The organism is Calditerricola yamamurae (genome assembly GCF_054654135.1).
On sequence record NZ_BAAIFH010000004.1, the window covers coordinates 627,501 to 641,786 of the forward strand.

Here is a 14,286-nt window from a genome sequence, read left to right on the forward strand (position 1 = left end):
CCTTGCGCCGTCTGCTTTTCCGGTGCGTAGGCCAGCAGGTAAATCTCGAGGAAGCCCTCCGGGATGTTGATGCGTTCGTGCTGAGCATCGATGAACACAGCTATCGTGGCCGTGACATGATGGTTACGGTCACATGCGTGTGGCCAAAACGGTGCCTTTTGGCCATCTTGCCGGATGACCGCATGAAAACACTGGAGCGCTTTTTGCGCCAGCTGCCGGAGACGGTTCGTCAGCGGATTCAGGCCGTGTGCATCGACCTGAAGGATGCTTGGCGTCATGCCGTGAAGCGCGCTTTGCCCGGCGCTGTCATCGTGGCGGATCCGTTTCACGTCATCCAGGACGCGAATCGGCGGGTTGACGAAGCACGGCTTGTGGAACAGCAGGTGACCGGGGTGCGCCTGAGGCGCTGGCCGCTTTTGAAGAACGAGGACGACCTCACCGAACGCCAAGCTGCCCAGCTTGCCGCCATTCGGAAGCATCACAAGAACGTGGCCCACTTTCACTGGGTCAAAGAGCAGCTGCGAGACGTTTACCGTGCTTCCAATCGAGACGAAGCCGCAGCCATCCTGGACCGCGTGATCTTTGAGGCCCAGTCGGCAAGCGATGCCGCGCTCCTGCAGTGGGGACGCACGCTCCGCCGCTGGCGCGAGGCGATTCTGGCTTACCACACCTGGCGTGTTTCGAACGGCTACACGGAGGGCGTGCACACCAAGATCAAGCTGCTCAAACGAATCAGCTACGGCTTCCGTAACCGTGAGATCTATGTGCGAAAGATGCTCCTCGCTTTTATACCCTTGGCTTGGTTGACCTCCCATCCACAGTTATTGACTTAGAGCCGAGAAAGTTACGTCCTTATGGACTTCCGTTTTCTCACGGCGAAATCGAGTCTGCCACGCAACAAATCCTCCGTCAAGAAAAACGGCAGCCACGCCACCCCCTCCTTCTCACCAATGGGAAGGGGAACAATCCGTGCCAAACACGCCAACCGGAAGAACCCTCATTCTCCAGCATAAAAAAGCGGGGGATCACCCCCCGCCTTACGCTTCTTCATCCTTGTCGGCGTCTTGTTCGACACGGGCCACCGTGGCCACCTCTTCCCCGTCCTCCATGCGGATCAGGCGTACCCCCTGCGTATTGCGGTGCAGAACGGGGATATCGGCAACATGGAGCCGGATCACCACGCCACCCGAAGAAACGATCATCAAGTCGTCGCCTTCCTCGACAACCTTCAAGCCAACGATGGGGCCTACACGCTCCGTCAGGTTGATCGTCAGGATCCCCTTGCCTCCCCGAGACTGCACGCGGTATTCGTCAATCGGCGTCCGCTTGCCAAACCCGTTGGCCGTCACGGCCAGAACATCGGTGCCGTCGCGGACGACGTCCATATCGATGACAGCGTCGCCCTCCTCCAGGGTGATGCCCTTCACCCCCGTCGCCGCACGGCCCATCGGACGCACGTCATCCTCGGGGAAGCGAATCGACAACCCCAAACGGGTGCCGAGGAGAATGTCCCGCTTACCGTCGGTGAGGCGAACCCCCACCAATTCGTCATCGTCGCGCAAGTTGATGGCGAACAGGCCGCCTTTGCGGATGTTCTCAAACTCGCTGAGGGCCGTCTTTTTGACGATGCCCTGCTTGGTGGCAAAAAAGAGGTAGGCTTCCTCATCAAAGGAGGCCACCGGAATGACGGCGTTCACCTTCTCGCCCGGCTCGATCTGGATCAAGTTGACCAGGGCGATGCCCCGCGCGGTGCGGCCGAATTCCGGCACCTCATACGCCTTGAGGCGGTAGACTTTCCCTTTGTTCGTGAAGAACAGGAGGTAGTGGTGCGAATTGGTGATGAACAGGTGCTGGACGAAATCGCCTTCGCGGGGACTCAAACCTTGCACGCCCCGCCCGCCGCGCTTCTGGCTGCGGTAGGTGGAGACGGGCATGCGCTTGATGTACCCGCGATGGGTCAGGAGAACCACCACGTCTTCCTCGGGGATGAGGTCCTCTTCGTCAATGTTGTCCACGTCGGCGGTGATGCGCGTGCGCCGCGCGTCGCCGTACTTCTCCTTGATCTCCTTCAGTTCCTCGGCAATAATCGCGAGAATCTTCTTTTCATCGGCAAGGATGGCCCGCAGCTCGGCGATCTTTTGCACCAGCTCGGCGTACTCGGTCTCGATCTTCTCCCGCTCCAAGCCGGTAAGGCGCTGCAGACGCATGTCCAGGATGGCCTGGGCCTGCTCCTCGGTAAGGCCAAATTGTTCCATCAGGCCGCCTTTGGCCTCGTCCACCGTATGCGAGGCGCGAATCAGGGCGATGATGGCGTCGATGTGGTCAAGGGCGATGCGCAACCCCTCGAGGATGTGCGCCCGCGCCTCCGCCTTGCGCAGGTCATATTGGGTGCGCCGGCGGATCACCTCTTTTTGGTGATCGAGGTAGTGGACGAGCACCTCTTTCAGGTTGAGCACCTTCGGCTCCCCGTTGACGAGGGCCAGCATGTTCACGCCGAAGGATGTCTGCAGCGCCGTGTGCTTGTACAAGTTGTTCAGTACCACCCGCGGATTGACGTCGCGGCGCAGCTCGATGATGACACGCATCCCCTCGCGGCTCGACTCGTCGCGCAGATCGGTAATGCCGTCAATCTTCTTATCGCGGACGAGCTCGGCAATCTTCTCGATCAGCTTGGCCTTGTTCACCTGGAAGGGAATCTCCTCAACGACGATGCGCGTCTTGCCCCCGCTGGCCTCCTCGATCGAGCACTTGGCACGGATATCGATGCTGCCGCGGCCCGTCTCGTAGGCGCGGCGGATGCCGTCCTTGCCGAGGATAATGCCCCCCGTCGGGAAATCCGGCCCCTTGATTTTGGTCATCAATTCCTTGACCGTCGCCTCGGGGTTCTCAATGAGCAGGAGCAGGGCGTCGATGGTTTCCCCCAGGTTGTGTGGCGGGATGTTCGTGGCCATTCCCACGGCGATTCCCGCCGCCCCGTTGACCAGCAGGTTGGGAAAGCGGGCCGGCAGGACGAGGGGCTCCTTCTCCGTGCCGTCGTAGTTGTCGCCAAAGTCGACGGTATCCTTGTTGATGTCGCGGAGAAGCTCCGTGGCCAGCGGCGCCAGGCGAGCCTCGGTGTACCGCATCGCCGCCGCGGCGTCGCCATCGACGGAGCCGAAGTTGCCGTGGCCGTCCACGAGAGGATAGCGGCAGGAGAAGTCCTGCGCCAGGCGAACGAGGGACTCGTACACCGCCGCATCGCCATGCGGGTGGTATTTCCCGATGACGTCGCCGACGATGCGGGCCGACTTGCGGTGCGGCTTGTCCGGCGTCAGCCCCATCTCGTTCATCGCATACAGAATGCGCCGGTGCACCGGCTTGAGCCCGTCCCGGACATCCGGCAGGGCGCGGCTGACGATGACGCTCATCGCATAGTCCAGGAACGAGCTCTTCATTTCCTCGGAAATGTCGACTGCCTGAATGCGCGGTTCCGTGCTCATCCCTTCCCTCCGTTCCAGCGAGATTGCCGCCCCGATTTACGCCGGGGAAGACTGGCGTCCGGTCAGATGTCCAGGTTGCGGACGAACTTGGCGTGTTCTTGGATAAATTCGCGGCGCGGCTCGACGCGGTCGCCCATCAGCATTTCGAACACCCGGTCTGCCTCGATGGCGTCTTCAAGGGTGACCTGGAGCAGGGTGCGGCTTTCCGGGTCCATCGTCGTCTCCCACAACTGGTCGGCGTTCATCTCGCCAAGCCCTTTGAAGCGGGTAATCTCCGGCTCCCCTTTGCCGCCCATCTCCTGCAGGATGGCTTCCTTCTCCGTTTCGCTGTGCGCATAGCGGACCACCTTGCCCTTGCGGATGCGATACAACGGCGGCTGGGCGATGTAGACGTAGCCGGCCTCAATCAGCTCGCGCATGAAGCGGTAGAAGAAGGTGAGCAGGAGCGTGCGGATGTGCGCACCGTCGACGTCGGCATCGGTCATGATGATGATCTTGTGGTAGCGCGCCTTGCTCAGGTCGAAGTCGTCGCCGATCCCCGTGCCGATGGCGGTGATGATGGCGCGGATCTCCTCGTTGGACAGGATCTTGTCGAGGCGGGCCTTCTCCACGTTGAGAATCTTCCCGCGCAGGGGAAGAATGGCCTGGTACTGCCGGTCACGCCCCATCTTGGCCGAACCGCCGGCCGAATCCCCCTCGACGAGGAACAACTCGCTCATCGCCGGGTCGCGCGAGGCACAATCGGCCAGCTTTCCCGGCAGCGATGCGGCGTCGAGGGCGTTCTTGCGCCGCGTCAGCTCACGGGCGCGGCGCGCGGCCTCGCGGGCGCGGGCGGCCAGAACGGCCTTCTCCACAATCTTCCGCGCCACCACGGGGTTTTCCTCGAGAAACGTGGCAAACCGTTCGGCAAAGAGCGATTCGACGATGCCGCGCACCTCGCTGTTGCCGAGCTTCGTCTTCGTCTGCCCCTCGAACTGCGGCTCGGGAATGCGCACGTTGACAATGGCGGTCAGGCCCTCGCGGACATCGTCGCCGGTCAGGTTGGTGTCGGCGTTCTTGAGCAGGTTATGCCGGCGCGCATACTCGTTGATCACGCGGGTAAGGGCACTCTTGAAGCCCACCTCATGGGTGCCGCCTTCGGTGGTGTGGATGTTGTTGGCGAAGGAATACAGGTTCGTCGCGTAGCCGTCATTGTACTGCAGGGCCACTTCGACGAAAATACCGTCCTTCTCTCCGCTGACGTAGATGGGCTCGGGGTGCAGCACGTTGCGGCTCTTGTTGAGGGTTTTGACGAAGGAAACGATGCCGCCCTGGTATTGGAAAACCTCTTGCTTCCCCGTCCGTTCATCGACCAGCGTGATGCGCAGGCCGGCGTTGAGATACGCCAGCTCGCGCAGCCGGTTGGCCAGCGTGTCGTAGTCAAACGACGTCGTCTCGGTGAAGATCTCGGGATCGGGCTTGAACGTCACCCGCGTCCCCGTTTCGTCCGTCTCCCCGACCACCTTCAACTCGTGGTCGGGATTTCCCCGCGTATAGCGCTGGCGGTGGATCTTGCCGTCGCGCTTCACCTCCACCTCCAGCCACTCCGACAGGGCGTTGACAACGGAGACGCCGACGCCGTGCAAGCCGCCGGATACCTTATACACCCCGCCGCCGAACTTCCCGCCGGCGTGGAGCACGGTAAGCACCGTCTCCACCGTCGACTTGCCGGTCTTCTCGTGGATACCGGTGGGAATCCCGCGGCCGTTGTCGATGACGGTAACGCTGTCGTCAGGGTGCACGATCACCTGGATGTCGTCGCAAAAACCGGCCATGGCCTCGTCGATGCTGTTGTCCACCACTTCCCATACCAGGTGGTGCAGCCCGCGGACTCCCGTCGAGCCAATGTACATCCCCGGGCGTTTGCGCACCGCCTCGAGGCCCTCGAGAACCTGAATTTGGCTTTCGTCGTAGGTGTGTTGCTTCTGCTCAAGGCTCAATGCGCTTCACCTTCGCTTTCGTCCGTCCCCTTTGGGCGCAGGCGACGCGCGCCAACATCGGCCGCGCGCACACCGAACGCCCGCCGCTTCAGCGTGGTCGACGAAATGGGCGAGCCGTACAACCCGTGGGTCGTCACCACGTAGGATTTGACGGCATCGGCGGCAACGGCCACATAGCGACCCCTCGCCTGATGAGCCTCCACAAACTCACGTGTCCGCTTGGATGCCGAGATCAGCTTTTCATCCAGTATCGCCACCACATCCCGTGCCCACACCGTGCAATCGCCGCCAAGGTGGATAAACATTCCCCTCATCCTTCCGGTTGAATCTGCCCCTGCTCGACGCGGTAGCGGGCGGCGTGTCGCACCAACTCGTGGTCCACGCCCTCCACCCCCGTTGCCGTCACAAAGGTCTGCACGCGATCCTGGATGGCCGACAAGAGATGAAGCTGTCGGCTGGCATCCAGTTCCGATAGGACATCGTCCAAAAGCAGAATGGGCGCCTCGCCCACCGCTTCCCGGATGAATTCGATTTCCGCCAGCTTCAGGGCCAGCGCTACGGTGCGCTGCTGGCCCTGTGAGCCAAAGGTTTGCACACAGTAGCCGTTCACAAAAAAAGCGAGGTCGTCACGATGCGGCCCGACCAGGGTGACGCCGCGCTCGCGTTCGCGCGGGCGAAGCTGGGCAAGCTCCTCCTGTACCCGGGCGCGCACGGCCTCCTCCTCGACGTCGACGGCGTCAAGGGACACCGTCGACACGTACCGCAGGGAGAGGGTTTCGGTTTCCTGGGTGATCGCGGCGTGGATGGCGCGGGCCCATCCCTCTAATTTTCGCACAAAGGCCAGCCGTTTGCGAAGCAGTTTCGCCGCCAGGGTGGCCAGTTGCTCGTCGTAAACGGACAGAAGCGGCTCCACCGCACGACCGGCCGTCCGAGCCGTTTTGAGCAGCTCGTTGCGCTGGGCCAAGGTCTTGAGATACGCACTCAAGTCGTGGAGGTAGGCCGAACTGACCTGGCCGATGGCCATGTCCAGAAAACGGCGCCGGTGCTGCGGCGAGCCTTTGACCAGGCTGAGATCCTCCGGGGCGAACAGGACGGCATTCAGGTGCCCCACGTACTCGCTGAGGCGTCGCTTTTCGACGCCGTTCACCTTGACCGTTTTCCCCTTTGGGCCCAGCCGCACCTCGAGGCGCACCCGCCGCCCGTCCTCCCGCTCGGCGCGCCCTTTGACCCCCGCCGCCTCCTGTCCCCACTGCACGAGCTCGCGATCGCGCGCGCTGCGGTGGGACCTGGCCAAGGCCAGCACGTGGATCGCCTCAAGGAGGTTGGTCTTGCCCTGTGCGTTGCGGCCGACAAACAGCGTCACCGGCGCGTCGAAGGTGAGGTGCAGGGCGGCATAGTTGCGGAAACGGTCCAGGACCAATTCGGTCAGCCGCACGGTTCCTATGCGTCCTCCGTCCGGTTGCCGTCGCGACGTGCCACGCGCACCTGAAGCCGACCGTCGACCGCCACCACGTCGCCCGGATGCAGCTTGCGCCCGCGCCGTGTCTCCCGCTCCCCGTTCACGCACACCTCGTGGGTCGCGAGAAAGGATTTGGCCTGTCCACCCGTGGCGATGACGTCGGCCAGCTTGAGCAGCTGCCCCAACGTAATGATGTCCGTGGAGATGTACACGGTTCGCTCGGCCATGCTCATCCTTCCCCTCCCAGGGCGCGCCGTCAGTACGTGCGCACGGGCAGGATGAGGTGCAACGTCCAGTCGTGGTCGGTTGGCTTGAGCACGAACGGGCTCATTGCCCCCGTGAAGCGGATCGCCACCTCCGGCGCATCGACAGCGCGCAGGGCATCCATCATGTACTTGGCATTAAACGCGATCTTGAGTTCTTCCCCTTCCACCGCGCGGGCCGCGACCGCCTCGGTGACCTTCCCGATCTCCGGGCTGTGCGATGAAAGTTCCACGGTCTGGTCGGGGCGTACCCACAGCTTGACCACGTTGTTTTTTCCGTCCTTGGCGATCAAAGAGGCCCGCTCGATTGCGGCTAGGAATTCCTTCGTCTCAACCACGAGGTTGGTTTTGCTGGCGGTCGGGATAATGCGCGACGTATCCGGATACGTACCCTCCAGCAGGCGCGAGTAGAACAGGATGTGCTTGCCTTTCACAATCAGCTGGTTCTGGGCCACGGAGACATCCACCAACTCGCGGGTTTCCTCCAGCGTCCGGGCCAGCTCCTGCAGGCTCTTTCCGGGCACCACAACGGAAACGCGCGCCTCGGCATCCGCTTCCACCTGTGCCGTTCGGGTTGCCAGACGATGGCTATCGGTGGCCACAAAGCGCAGGCGACCCTCTTCCAGCGTCCACTGCACGCCGGTGAGAATGGGACGCGTTTCCGATGCGGACACGGCAAACACCGTCTGCCGGATCATCGTCCGCAGCAGGTCGCTCGGTACGGCAAAGCCGATCCCCTCTTCCACCTGCGGGAGACGGGGGTAATCGTCGGCGTCCATCCCGTTGAGGTGGAAGGCTGACGGGCCGGATCGCAACGCAACCGTAAACCGCTCGTTTACTTCGATTTCCACCGTGTCGCCAGGAAGTTTGCGGATGATGTCCAGAAAGTACGAAGCCGGGATGACCACGCTGCCCGGTTGCTGGAGGTGCACGAGGATGCGGTCGTCCTCCTCGCACGGAACGGTGCACTGAATGGCTACATCCGAATCGCTTCCGGTCAGGGTGACGCCGTATGGGTCTGCCACCATCTTTACGCCGGTCAGGATGGGGATGGTCGTGCGTGCCGATACGGCTTTGGCAGCCTGTTGCAGGGCGCTCACCAGGCGACTGCGATCAATGGTGAGTTTCATGGCACTCCTCCACCTTTTGGATCAACACCAGCATAGCAAACAGGACGGAACAGGGCCAAGTTGCCTTGTCCACAGTGGCCAGCAGCGTGGCACGTTACATGAGGTCCATATCATCTAATTATTGCGCAGTACCGAAAGGGTGTCAACGCGCCGCAATCGCTCAGCTAAAATCTAACCGAAGGGAGACTGGATCACTCACATCGAAATCTTACCGAGGGGGATGTGACGTGACCATGTCTCTTCAAAGCCGTCGCGAATACCTTACACAAATCCGGAAATGGTATGCCAAAGCCTCGTCCCGAAAAGAAAAGTCGCGCATTCTCGATGAAGTCACGCGCGTGCTGGGGTATCACCGCAAGTACGCTATCCAGGTTCTCAACGGCCCGGAGTGGAAACCCAAACAGATCCGGCGCAAACGGCCCAAGCGGTATCAAGAAGCGCTCCCTGTCATCCGAACCGTTTGGGAAGCCCTTGACTACCCTTGTGCCGAACGCCTCCATCCGGTCCTCCTGCCGACTGCCGAGCATTTAGAACGCCATGGAAAACTTCGCTTAACCTCGCTCATCCGCCAGCAACTCGCCCAAATCAGCCGATCTACGCTCGCTCGGCGCCTGAAGGAATTCGATTCGCCCAAACCCAGACGCTTTATGCGCCCCAAACCCACCAATCGCTTGAAAAGGGACATCCCTGCAGGCCGGCTCCCTTGGAACGAATCCCGCCCCGGCGCCCTGGAAATCGATCTCGTCGAACACAATGGCGGCGACTCGTCCGGCCAGTTCGCCTGCACCTTGTCGGTTACCGACATGGTCACCGGCTACAGCCGCCGCCAGGCCATCCTCGGCAAAAGCCAAAAAGCCGTCTTCGCTGCCTTGGAATCCATCCTCTCTCAGTGGCCTACAGCTGTCCATACCCTCCACAGCGATAACGGTTCCGAGTTCTTGAACCATCATCTCCTCCGTTTCTGCAGGCAAAAGGGGATTGCGTTTATGCGCAGCCGTCCCTACCGCAAAAACGACAACCCCCATGTCGAACAGAAAAACCGCCAGTTCGTTCGCGAGATCGTGGGCTATGCCCGCTACGACACCCCAGAGGCTGTGGAGTGGCTCAACGCCGTCTATGCCCTCCTCGACCCCTACGCCAATCTCTTTTTGCCCACCCGCAAGGTCGTCGAAAAATCCTACGAAGGCAAGCGCATTCGCAAACGCTTCGACCAAGCCCGCACGCCTTTCCAACGCCTGATCGAAAGCGGCGCCTTAAAACCGGAGATGGAACACGTGCTCAAGGCTCAGTTTGAAACGCTCAACCCGCTCGATCTTCATGATGAGCTCGAAAAAATCGTGGCTCGGGGTCCTTGGGCTCCCTCCCCCGAGCCACCTAACCAAGAACCTCTTGAGGTCGGGTAGACCTCAACTCCATTTTCCTACCTGAGGGAGCCTCTTGCCAAGAGTATTCGGTTAGGTTTTTACGTGAGGGATCGGTTTCACTTCGGTTAGGTTTTTATGTGAGTTGACACGCGCGCGAAGGGATGGTTCATACGTGTACCCCGGGGAGGTATAGCGGATGCAGATCGGTATCCTTCCGATTTGGATCGATTCGCCTGCATCTGGCATACGCGGTTTATGTCTTGCATAAGATGATCTTTTGGGACTCGTCATCATCGTCATCAGCGATGTGGTCACAGTGGATAACTTCCTGCAGGGCAAGAAAAAACGCCTATGCACATGTGGACAACCTGTGCATAGGCCAGGGAGAGTTATACACAACTGGGCTACGGCTGATGTTTCAGCTGTTCGGTCAACTGCTGGATGAGGGCCTGCAGTTCGGGATTGGTTTGCAATTCGCGGGAAATCTTTTCATGGGCGTGGATCACGGTGGTATGATCGCGGCCGCCGAATTCGCTTCCGATCTTGGGCAGGGAGGCGTCGGTCAGTTCGCGGGCCAAATACATGGCGATTTGCCGCGGGTAGGCGACGTTCTTCGTTCGCTTCTTGCCGATTAGGTCTTCGAGGCGCAGACCGAAGTGCGCCCCGACGACCTTCTGAATGTCGGCGATGGTGATCTTGCGCGGCTTGGACGGCGAGACGATGTCCCGCAGGGCTTCCACGGCGAGCGGCAGGTCGATGTCCCGTTGGTGGGCGGCGGAATAGGCGACGACGCGCAGGAGGGCACCTTCCAGCTCGCGGATGTTGGAGTCGATCTGGTTGGCGATGTACAGCAGCACGTCGTCGGGAATGTCGAGGTTTTCGGCTTTCACCTTTTTGCGCAGGATGGCGATGCGGGTTTCGAGATCCGGCGGATGAATGTCGGTGATCAAGCCCCACTCGAAACGGGAACGCAGCCGGTCTTCCAGGGTGGGGATTTCCCGCGGCGGCCGGTCGCTGGAGATGACGATCTGCTTATTTTCCTCATGCAGCGCGTTAAACGTGTGGAAAAACTCCTCCTGGATGCGCTCTTTCCCGGCAAGAAATTGGATGTCGTCGATCAACAGGACGTCCACTTTGCGGTACTTGTTGCGGAAGTCTTCAGTCCGGTTGTATTGGATGGCCGTGATGAATTCGTTGGTGAACTTTTCGGAGGACAGGTAGACCACCTTGGCGCCGGGGTTGTGCTGCAGCACATAGTGCCCGATGGCGTGCATCAGGTGCGTTTTGCCGAGGCCGACACCGCCGTAGATGAACAGCGGGTTGTACGCCTTTGCCGGCAATTCGGCTACAGCCAGACAGGCCGCATGGGCGAAGCGGTTGCTTTGCCCGACGACGAAGGTGTCAAAGGTGTACTTGGGATTCAGCATCGTTTGCGGCATGTCATCGGCCAGGGCCGATCCCGAGCGCGGTTGGCGAGAAGAAGGGGAAGGGGACCTACTCTCGGTTTCGTCGTGCTGCGGCGGGAGCACGAATTTGACGTCCAGGGCCTGTTGGGCCACTTCCTGCAGCGTTTCCCGGATCAGGGCGGTGTAGGACCGTTCGAGGTGGTCGCGTACGAACTCGTTCGGCGCGGCCACGATGACGGTGTTGTCCTGGAGGGCGATGGCTTCGGTTGACTTGAGCCAGGTTTCAAAGCTGGGTTTGGACAGGCGGCCTTCGATCACGGCGAGAACGTGGTGCCACAGCTCGCCAACCCTCTTGTCCACCGTGCTCACCCCTCGGGAGTTATTCACATGTTCTTGTGGACAAATGTGGATAAAAAGATGTCGACGGGGCGCAAAACGTCGCGAAAGGCGAGGGCAGTTATCCACAGACGCCGCGCAGTTTTTTATCCACATACACCCGAACTATGCACAAAAATATCCCCAATTGTGGATAAAAGGTGGGGTGTCGGCCACTTATCCACTGGGGAAAACACAACCATCATAGCACGGGAAAAGCGCATTGGACAAGGGTTTTTCGTATTTTTCCACAACCTCAACACCTTGTGGTTCGGGGTTATCAACAATACGAGATCTTGTGTACAATCTGTGCACAGAGCTGTCGAAACGCGTCGATTGTTGTGGATGGAACATTCACAGCCGGCGCGGTCGTCGGCGCTTGACAACGAACGCCGGAGTTCAGTACGATAAGTAAGACTGTGTGGCTTGTTCGCGTGGATACCGGCGAAGGAGGTGGTAGGGGATGAAGCGCACGTTTCAGCCGAACAATCGCAAGCGGAAGAAAGTGCACGGGTTTCGCAAGCGCATGAGCACGAAAAACGGGCGGAAGGTGTTGCGCAATCGCCGCCGCAAGGGGAGAAAAGTGCTGTCTGCGTAAGGGGCCACCGCGGGTGTGGCCTTTTTTCACGCGCATCCGCAAGGCGTGGAAGAGGACAAAGGTTTGGCGTGACTTTTCTGGCGAAAGAATTATAATGAAGATCGAAACGGTTCCGTGTCCAACTGTTAGGGAACAGGTGGCGTATGGCGCGTGGAACGCAAGCGACGGCTGCGCAAGAACGAGGAGTTTCAGCGCGTGTTTCGTTACGGCCAATCGGTGGCCAACCGACAACTGGTCGTCTACGTCCTTCCGCGCTCCGATGGGGGGACGTTTCGCGTCGGCGTGTCGGTGAGCAAGAAACTCGGGAAAGCCGTGGTGCGCAACCGCGTCAAGCGCCTGATCAAGGAAGCGGTGCGCGCCCATGCAGACAAGATTCGGCCGGGCGTTGACGTTGTCTTCATCGCCCGGGCTCCAGCGATCGAACTGGACTATCACCAGATGGTGCGGAGCGTCGGCCACGTGTTGCGCCGCGCCGGTCTCATCACGGAGGAGGGGTGTCGGCCGTCGTCGTGAAAGCCGCAACGTTGGCGCTGATTCGGGCGTATCGGCGGTGGATTTCGCCCCTCAAGCCGCCGGTGTGCCGGTTTTACCCGTCCTGTTCGGCGTATGCCTACGAGGCGGTGGCCAAGTACGGTGTTCGGAGAGGTCTGGCTCTTGCCTTCCGGCGCGTGATGAAATGCCATCCTTTTCATCCGGGCGGGTATGATCCGGTTCCGTAAGGTTTGTGGAAGCGGGCAGTGAAGGAGGATCGGGCGTTGACGCGTCGACGAGTCGTTTGGTTGACCTTGGTTGTAGCCATCCTGATGCTCGCCCTGACCGGGTGTTCGCCGCAACAGATGCAGCCGATTGATCCCAACAATGGGATCTGGGACCGCTTTTTTGTCTATCCCCTGAAGCTGATGCTGGACCTGTCGGCGCAGGTCCTGTTTGGGAGCTACGGGTTGGCCATCTTGGCGGTGACGATCATCATCCGCTTGCTGTTGCTGCCGCTGATGATGAAGCAAATGCGCAGCATGCGCATGATGCAGGTTCTGCAGCCGGAAATGCAGCGGATCCGCGAGAAGTACAAGAACGATCCGCAGAAGGTCCAAGAAGAGACGATGAAGCTGTTCCAGAAGCACAACGTCAATCCGCTGTCGGGGTGCCTGCCGTCGCTCATCCAGATGCCGATCTTGATCGCCTTTTATTACGCCATCATGCGCAGCGAAGAAGTGCGCACCCACTCGTTTTTGTGGATGAACCTTGGTGCGCCGGATCCCTACTACCTGATGCCCGTTCTGGCTGCGGTGACGACGTACCTGCAGTCAAAGGTGATGGGGACGACGAACAACAACCCGCAGGCCCAGCTGTTTTTGTTCATCATGCCGGCGATGATTCTGTTTATCGCCATTACCCTGCCGTCGGCGCTGTCCTTGTACTGGGTGTTTAGCAACCTGTTTACGATCGGGCAAACCCTTGTGCTCAAGCGCATTGGGTACTTGCAGCCGCAGGAGGGTACCGCGAAGTGAAGCGGGTGACGGTGGCGGGGAAGACGGTCGACGAGGCCGTGGAAAAGGCGCTGGTACTCCTGGAGACGACGCGGGATCGGGTGGAGGTGCGCGTGCTGGAGGAGCCGCGCCGGCTGTTCGGCGTTCTCCGCATCGGGCAGGCGCGGGTGGAGGTGGCGCGCCTCCCCGATCCGCGCGAGGAAGCGGTGGCGTTTTTGCGCCGGCTTTTGGATGTCCTTGGAATGGATGCCGAGGTGGTCGTGGAGGAACGCGGAAATCGCCAACTCTGGATCTCGTTGCGCGGTGACCGCTCCCTCGGGGTGCTCATTGGCCGGCGGGGGCAGACGCTGGATGCCCTGCAGCATCTGGTGAACGTGGTGGCCAACAAGGCGGGTGCCGAACCGGTGCGCATTGTCCTCGATGCCGGGGAGTACCGCGAGCGTCGCCGACAGACGCTCGAGCGCCTGGCCGAACGGTTGGCCGCCCGCGTGGTGCGCACCCGCCGCAGTGTCAAGCTGGAACCGATGCCGCCGGGGGAGCGGAAGATCATTCACACGCGTCTTCAGGGGTGGCGAAACGTGATGACGTACAGCGAGGGAGAGGAACCGCACCGGTACGTGGTGATCGCGTACAAGGAAACGTAAGCCCTGCGGCAAACGGAACCGCGCATCCTGTGGGTGTCCACAGGCTTTTTTGTTTGGGCGTTTCGATGGGCCGTCCCGCGCCTTTTCGGTTTTTCCCGGGGG

The 14,286-nt window shown here is 60.7% G+C and carries 14 protein-coding genes (1 of these 14 cut by a window edge); 7 read left to right on the forward strand and 7 right to left on the reverse strand.

The window, feature by feature from the left end; all coding sequences use genetic code 11:
* Positions 1-833, forward strand: the 3' portion of a protein-coding gene (locus ACYQ0Z_RS04585) for an ISL3 family transposase (protein ID WP_459863364.1). It extends 388 nt beyond the left edge of the window; only the last 833 of its 1,221 coding nucleotides appear in the window; its start codon lies beyond the left edge, outside the window; it ends in the stop codon at positions 831-833.
* A 204-nt stretch (positions 834-1,037) separates the two neighbouring features.
* On the opposite strand, the gene gyrA is transcribed toward ACYQ0Z_RS04585, so the two are convergent.
* From gyrA to dnaN, 6 genes are all read right to left on the reverse strand, one after another.
* Positions 1,038-3,479, reverse strand: a complete 2,442-nt coding sequence (gene gyrA / locus ACYQ0Z_RS04590) for a DNA gyrase subunit A (protein WP_459864773.1) — start codon at positions 3,477-3,479, stop codon at positions 1,038-1,040.
* 62 nt (positions 3,480-3,541) lie between these two features.
* On the reverse strand, positions 3,542-5,458 hold the full coding sequence (gyrB, locus tag ACYQ0Z_RS04595; RefSeq protein WP_459864775.1) for a DNA topoisomerase (ATP-hydrolyzing) subunit B: 1,917 nt from the start codon (positions 5,456-5,458) through the stop codon (positions 3,542-3,544).
* Positions 5,455-5,763, reverse strand: coding sequence for an extracellular matrix regulator RemB (remB, locus tag ACYQ0Z_RS04600; protein ID WP_459864777.1), 309 nt, complete (start codon positions 5,761-5,763; stop codon positions 5,455-5,457). Before remB ends, gyrB begins: the two co-directional genes overlap by 4 nt.
* Before the next feature lie 5 nt (positions 5,764-5,768).
* Positions 5,769-6,893: a DNA replication/repair protein RecF gene (gene recF / locus ACYQ0Z_RS04605; RefSeq protein ID WP_459864779.1), complete on the reverse strand. Its 1,125-nt coding sequence runs from the start codon at positions 6,891-6,893 to the stop codon at positions 5,769-5,771.
* Positions 6,894-6,898: 5 nt separating this feature from the next.
* The gene (gene yaaA / locus ACYQ0Z_RS04610) at positions 6,899-7,144 is read right to left on the reverse strand and encodes a S4 domain-containing protein YaaA (RefSeq protein WP_459864781.1); all 246 of its coding nucleotides are present in this window, start codon (positions 7,142-7,144) and stop codon (positions 6,899-6,901) included.
* Positions 7,145-7,173: 29 nt separating this feature from the next.
* On the reverse strand, positions 7,174-8,310 hold the full coding sequence (gene dnaN, locus ACYQ0Z_RS04615; protein ID WP_459864783.1) for a DNA polymerase III subunit beta: 1,137 nt from the start codon (positions 8,308-8,310) through the stop codon (positions 7,174-7,176).
* A gap of 233 nt (positions 8,311-8,543) precedes the next feature.
* On the opposite strand from dnaN, the gene ACYQ0Z_RS04620 reads away from it, so the two are divergent.
* Positions 8,544-9,713 (forward strand): DDE-type integrase/transposase/recombinase, encoded by a 1,170-nt coding sequence (locus ACYQ0Z_RS04620; RefSeq protein WP_459863705.1) that lies wholly within the window; start codon positions 8,544-8,546, stop codon positions 9,711-9,713.
* Positions 9,714-10,078: 365 nt separating this feature from the next.
* On the opposite strand, the gene dnaA is transcribed toward ACYQ0Z_RS04620, so the two are convergent.
* Positions 10,079-11,440, reverse strand: a complete 1,362-nt coding sequence (gene dnaA / locus ACYQ0Z_RS04625; RefSeq protein WP_459864786.1) for a chromosomal replication initiator protein DnaA — start codon at positions 11,438-11,440, stop codon at positions 10,079-10,081.
* A 478-nt stretch (positions 11,441-11,918) separates the two neighbouring features.
* Here dnaA and rpmH point away from each other — a divergent pair, with 478 nt between their 5' ends.
* The 5 genes from rpmH (at position 11,919) to jag (ending at position 14,184) form a co-directional block, all read left to right on the forward strand.
* A complete protein-coding gene (gene rpmH / locus ACYQ0Z_RS04630) occupies positions 11,919-12,053 on the forward strand; it encodes a 50S ribosomal protein L34 (RefSeq protein WP_459864788.1) in 135 nt (44 codons plus the stop codon).
* A 150-nt stretch (positions 12,054-12,203) separates the two neighbouring features.
* Positions 12,204-12,566 (forward strand): ribonuclease P protein component, encoded by a 363-nt coding sequence (gene rnpA / locus ACYQ0Z_RS04635; protein ID WP_459864790.1) that lies wholly within the window; start codon positions 12,204-12,206, stop codon positions 12,564-12,566.
* On the forward strand, positions 12,563-12,772 hold the full coding sequence (gene yidD, locus ACYQ0Z_RS04640) for a membrane protein insertion efficiency factor YidD (protein ID WP_459865151.1): 210 nt from the start codon (positions 12,563-12,565) through the stop codon (positions 12,770-12,772). Before rnpA ends, yidD begins: the two co-directional genes overlap by 4 nt.
* An 84-nt stretch (positions 12,773-12,856) precedes the next feature.
* Positions 12,857-13,561 (forward strand): membrane protein insertase YidC, encoded by a 705-nt coding sequence (gene yidC / locus ACYQ0Z_RS04645; protein WP_459865154.1) that lies wholly within the window; start codon positions 12,857-12,859, stop codon positions 13,559-13,561.
* Positions 13,558-14,184, forward strand: a complete 627-nt coding sequence (gene jag / locus ACYQ0Z_RS04650; RefSeq protein WP_459864792.1) for an RNA-binding cell elongation regulator Jag/EloR — start codon at positions 13,558-13,560, stop codon at positions 14,182-14,184. Before yidC ends, jag begins: the two co-directional genes overlap by 4 nt.
* Positions 14,185-14,286 lie beyond the last annotated feature (102 nt).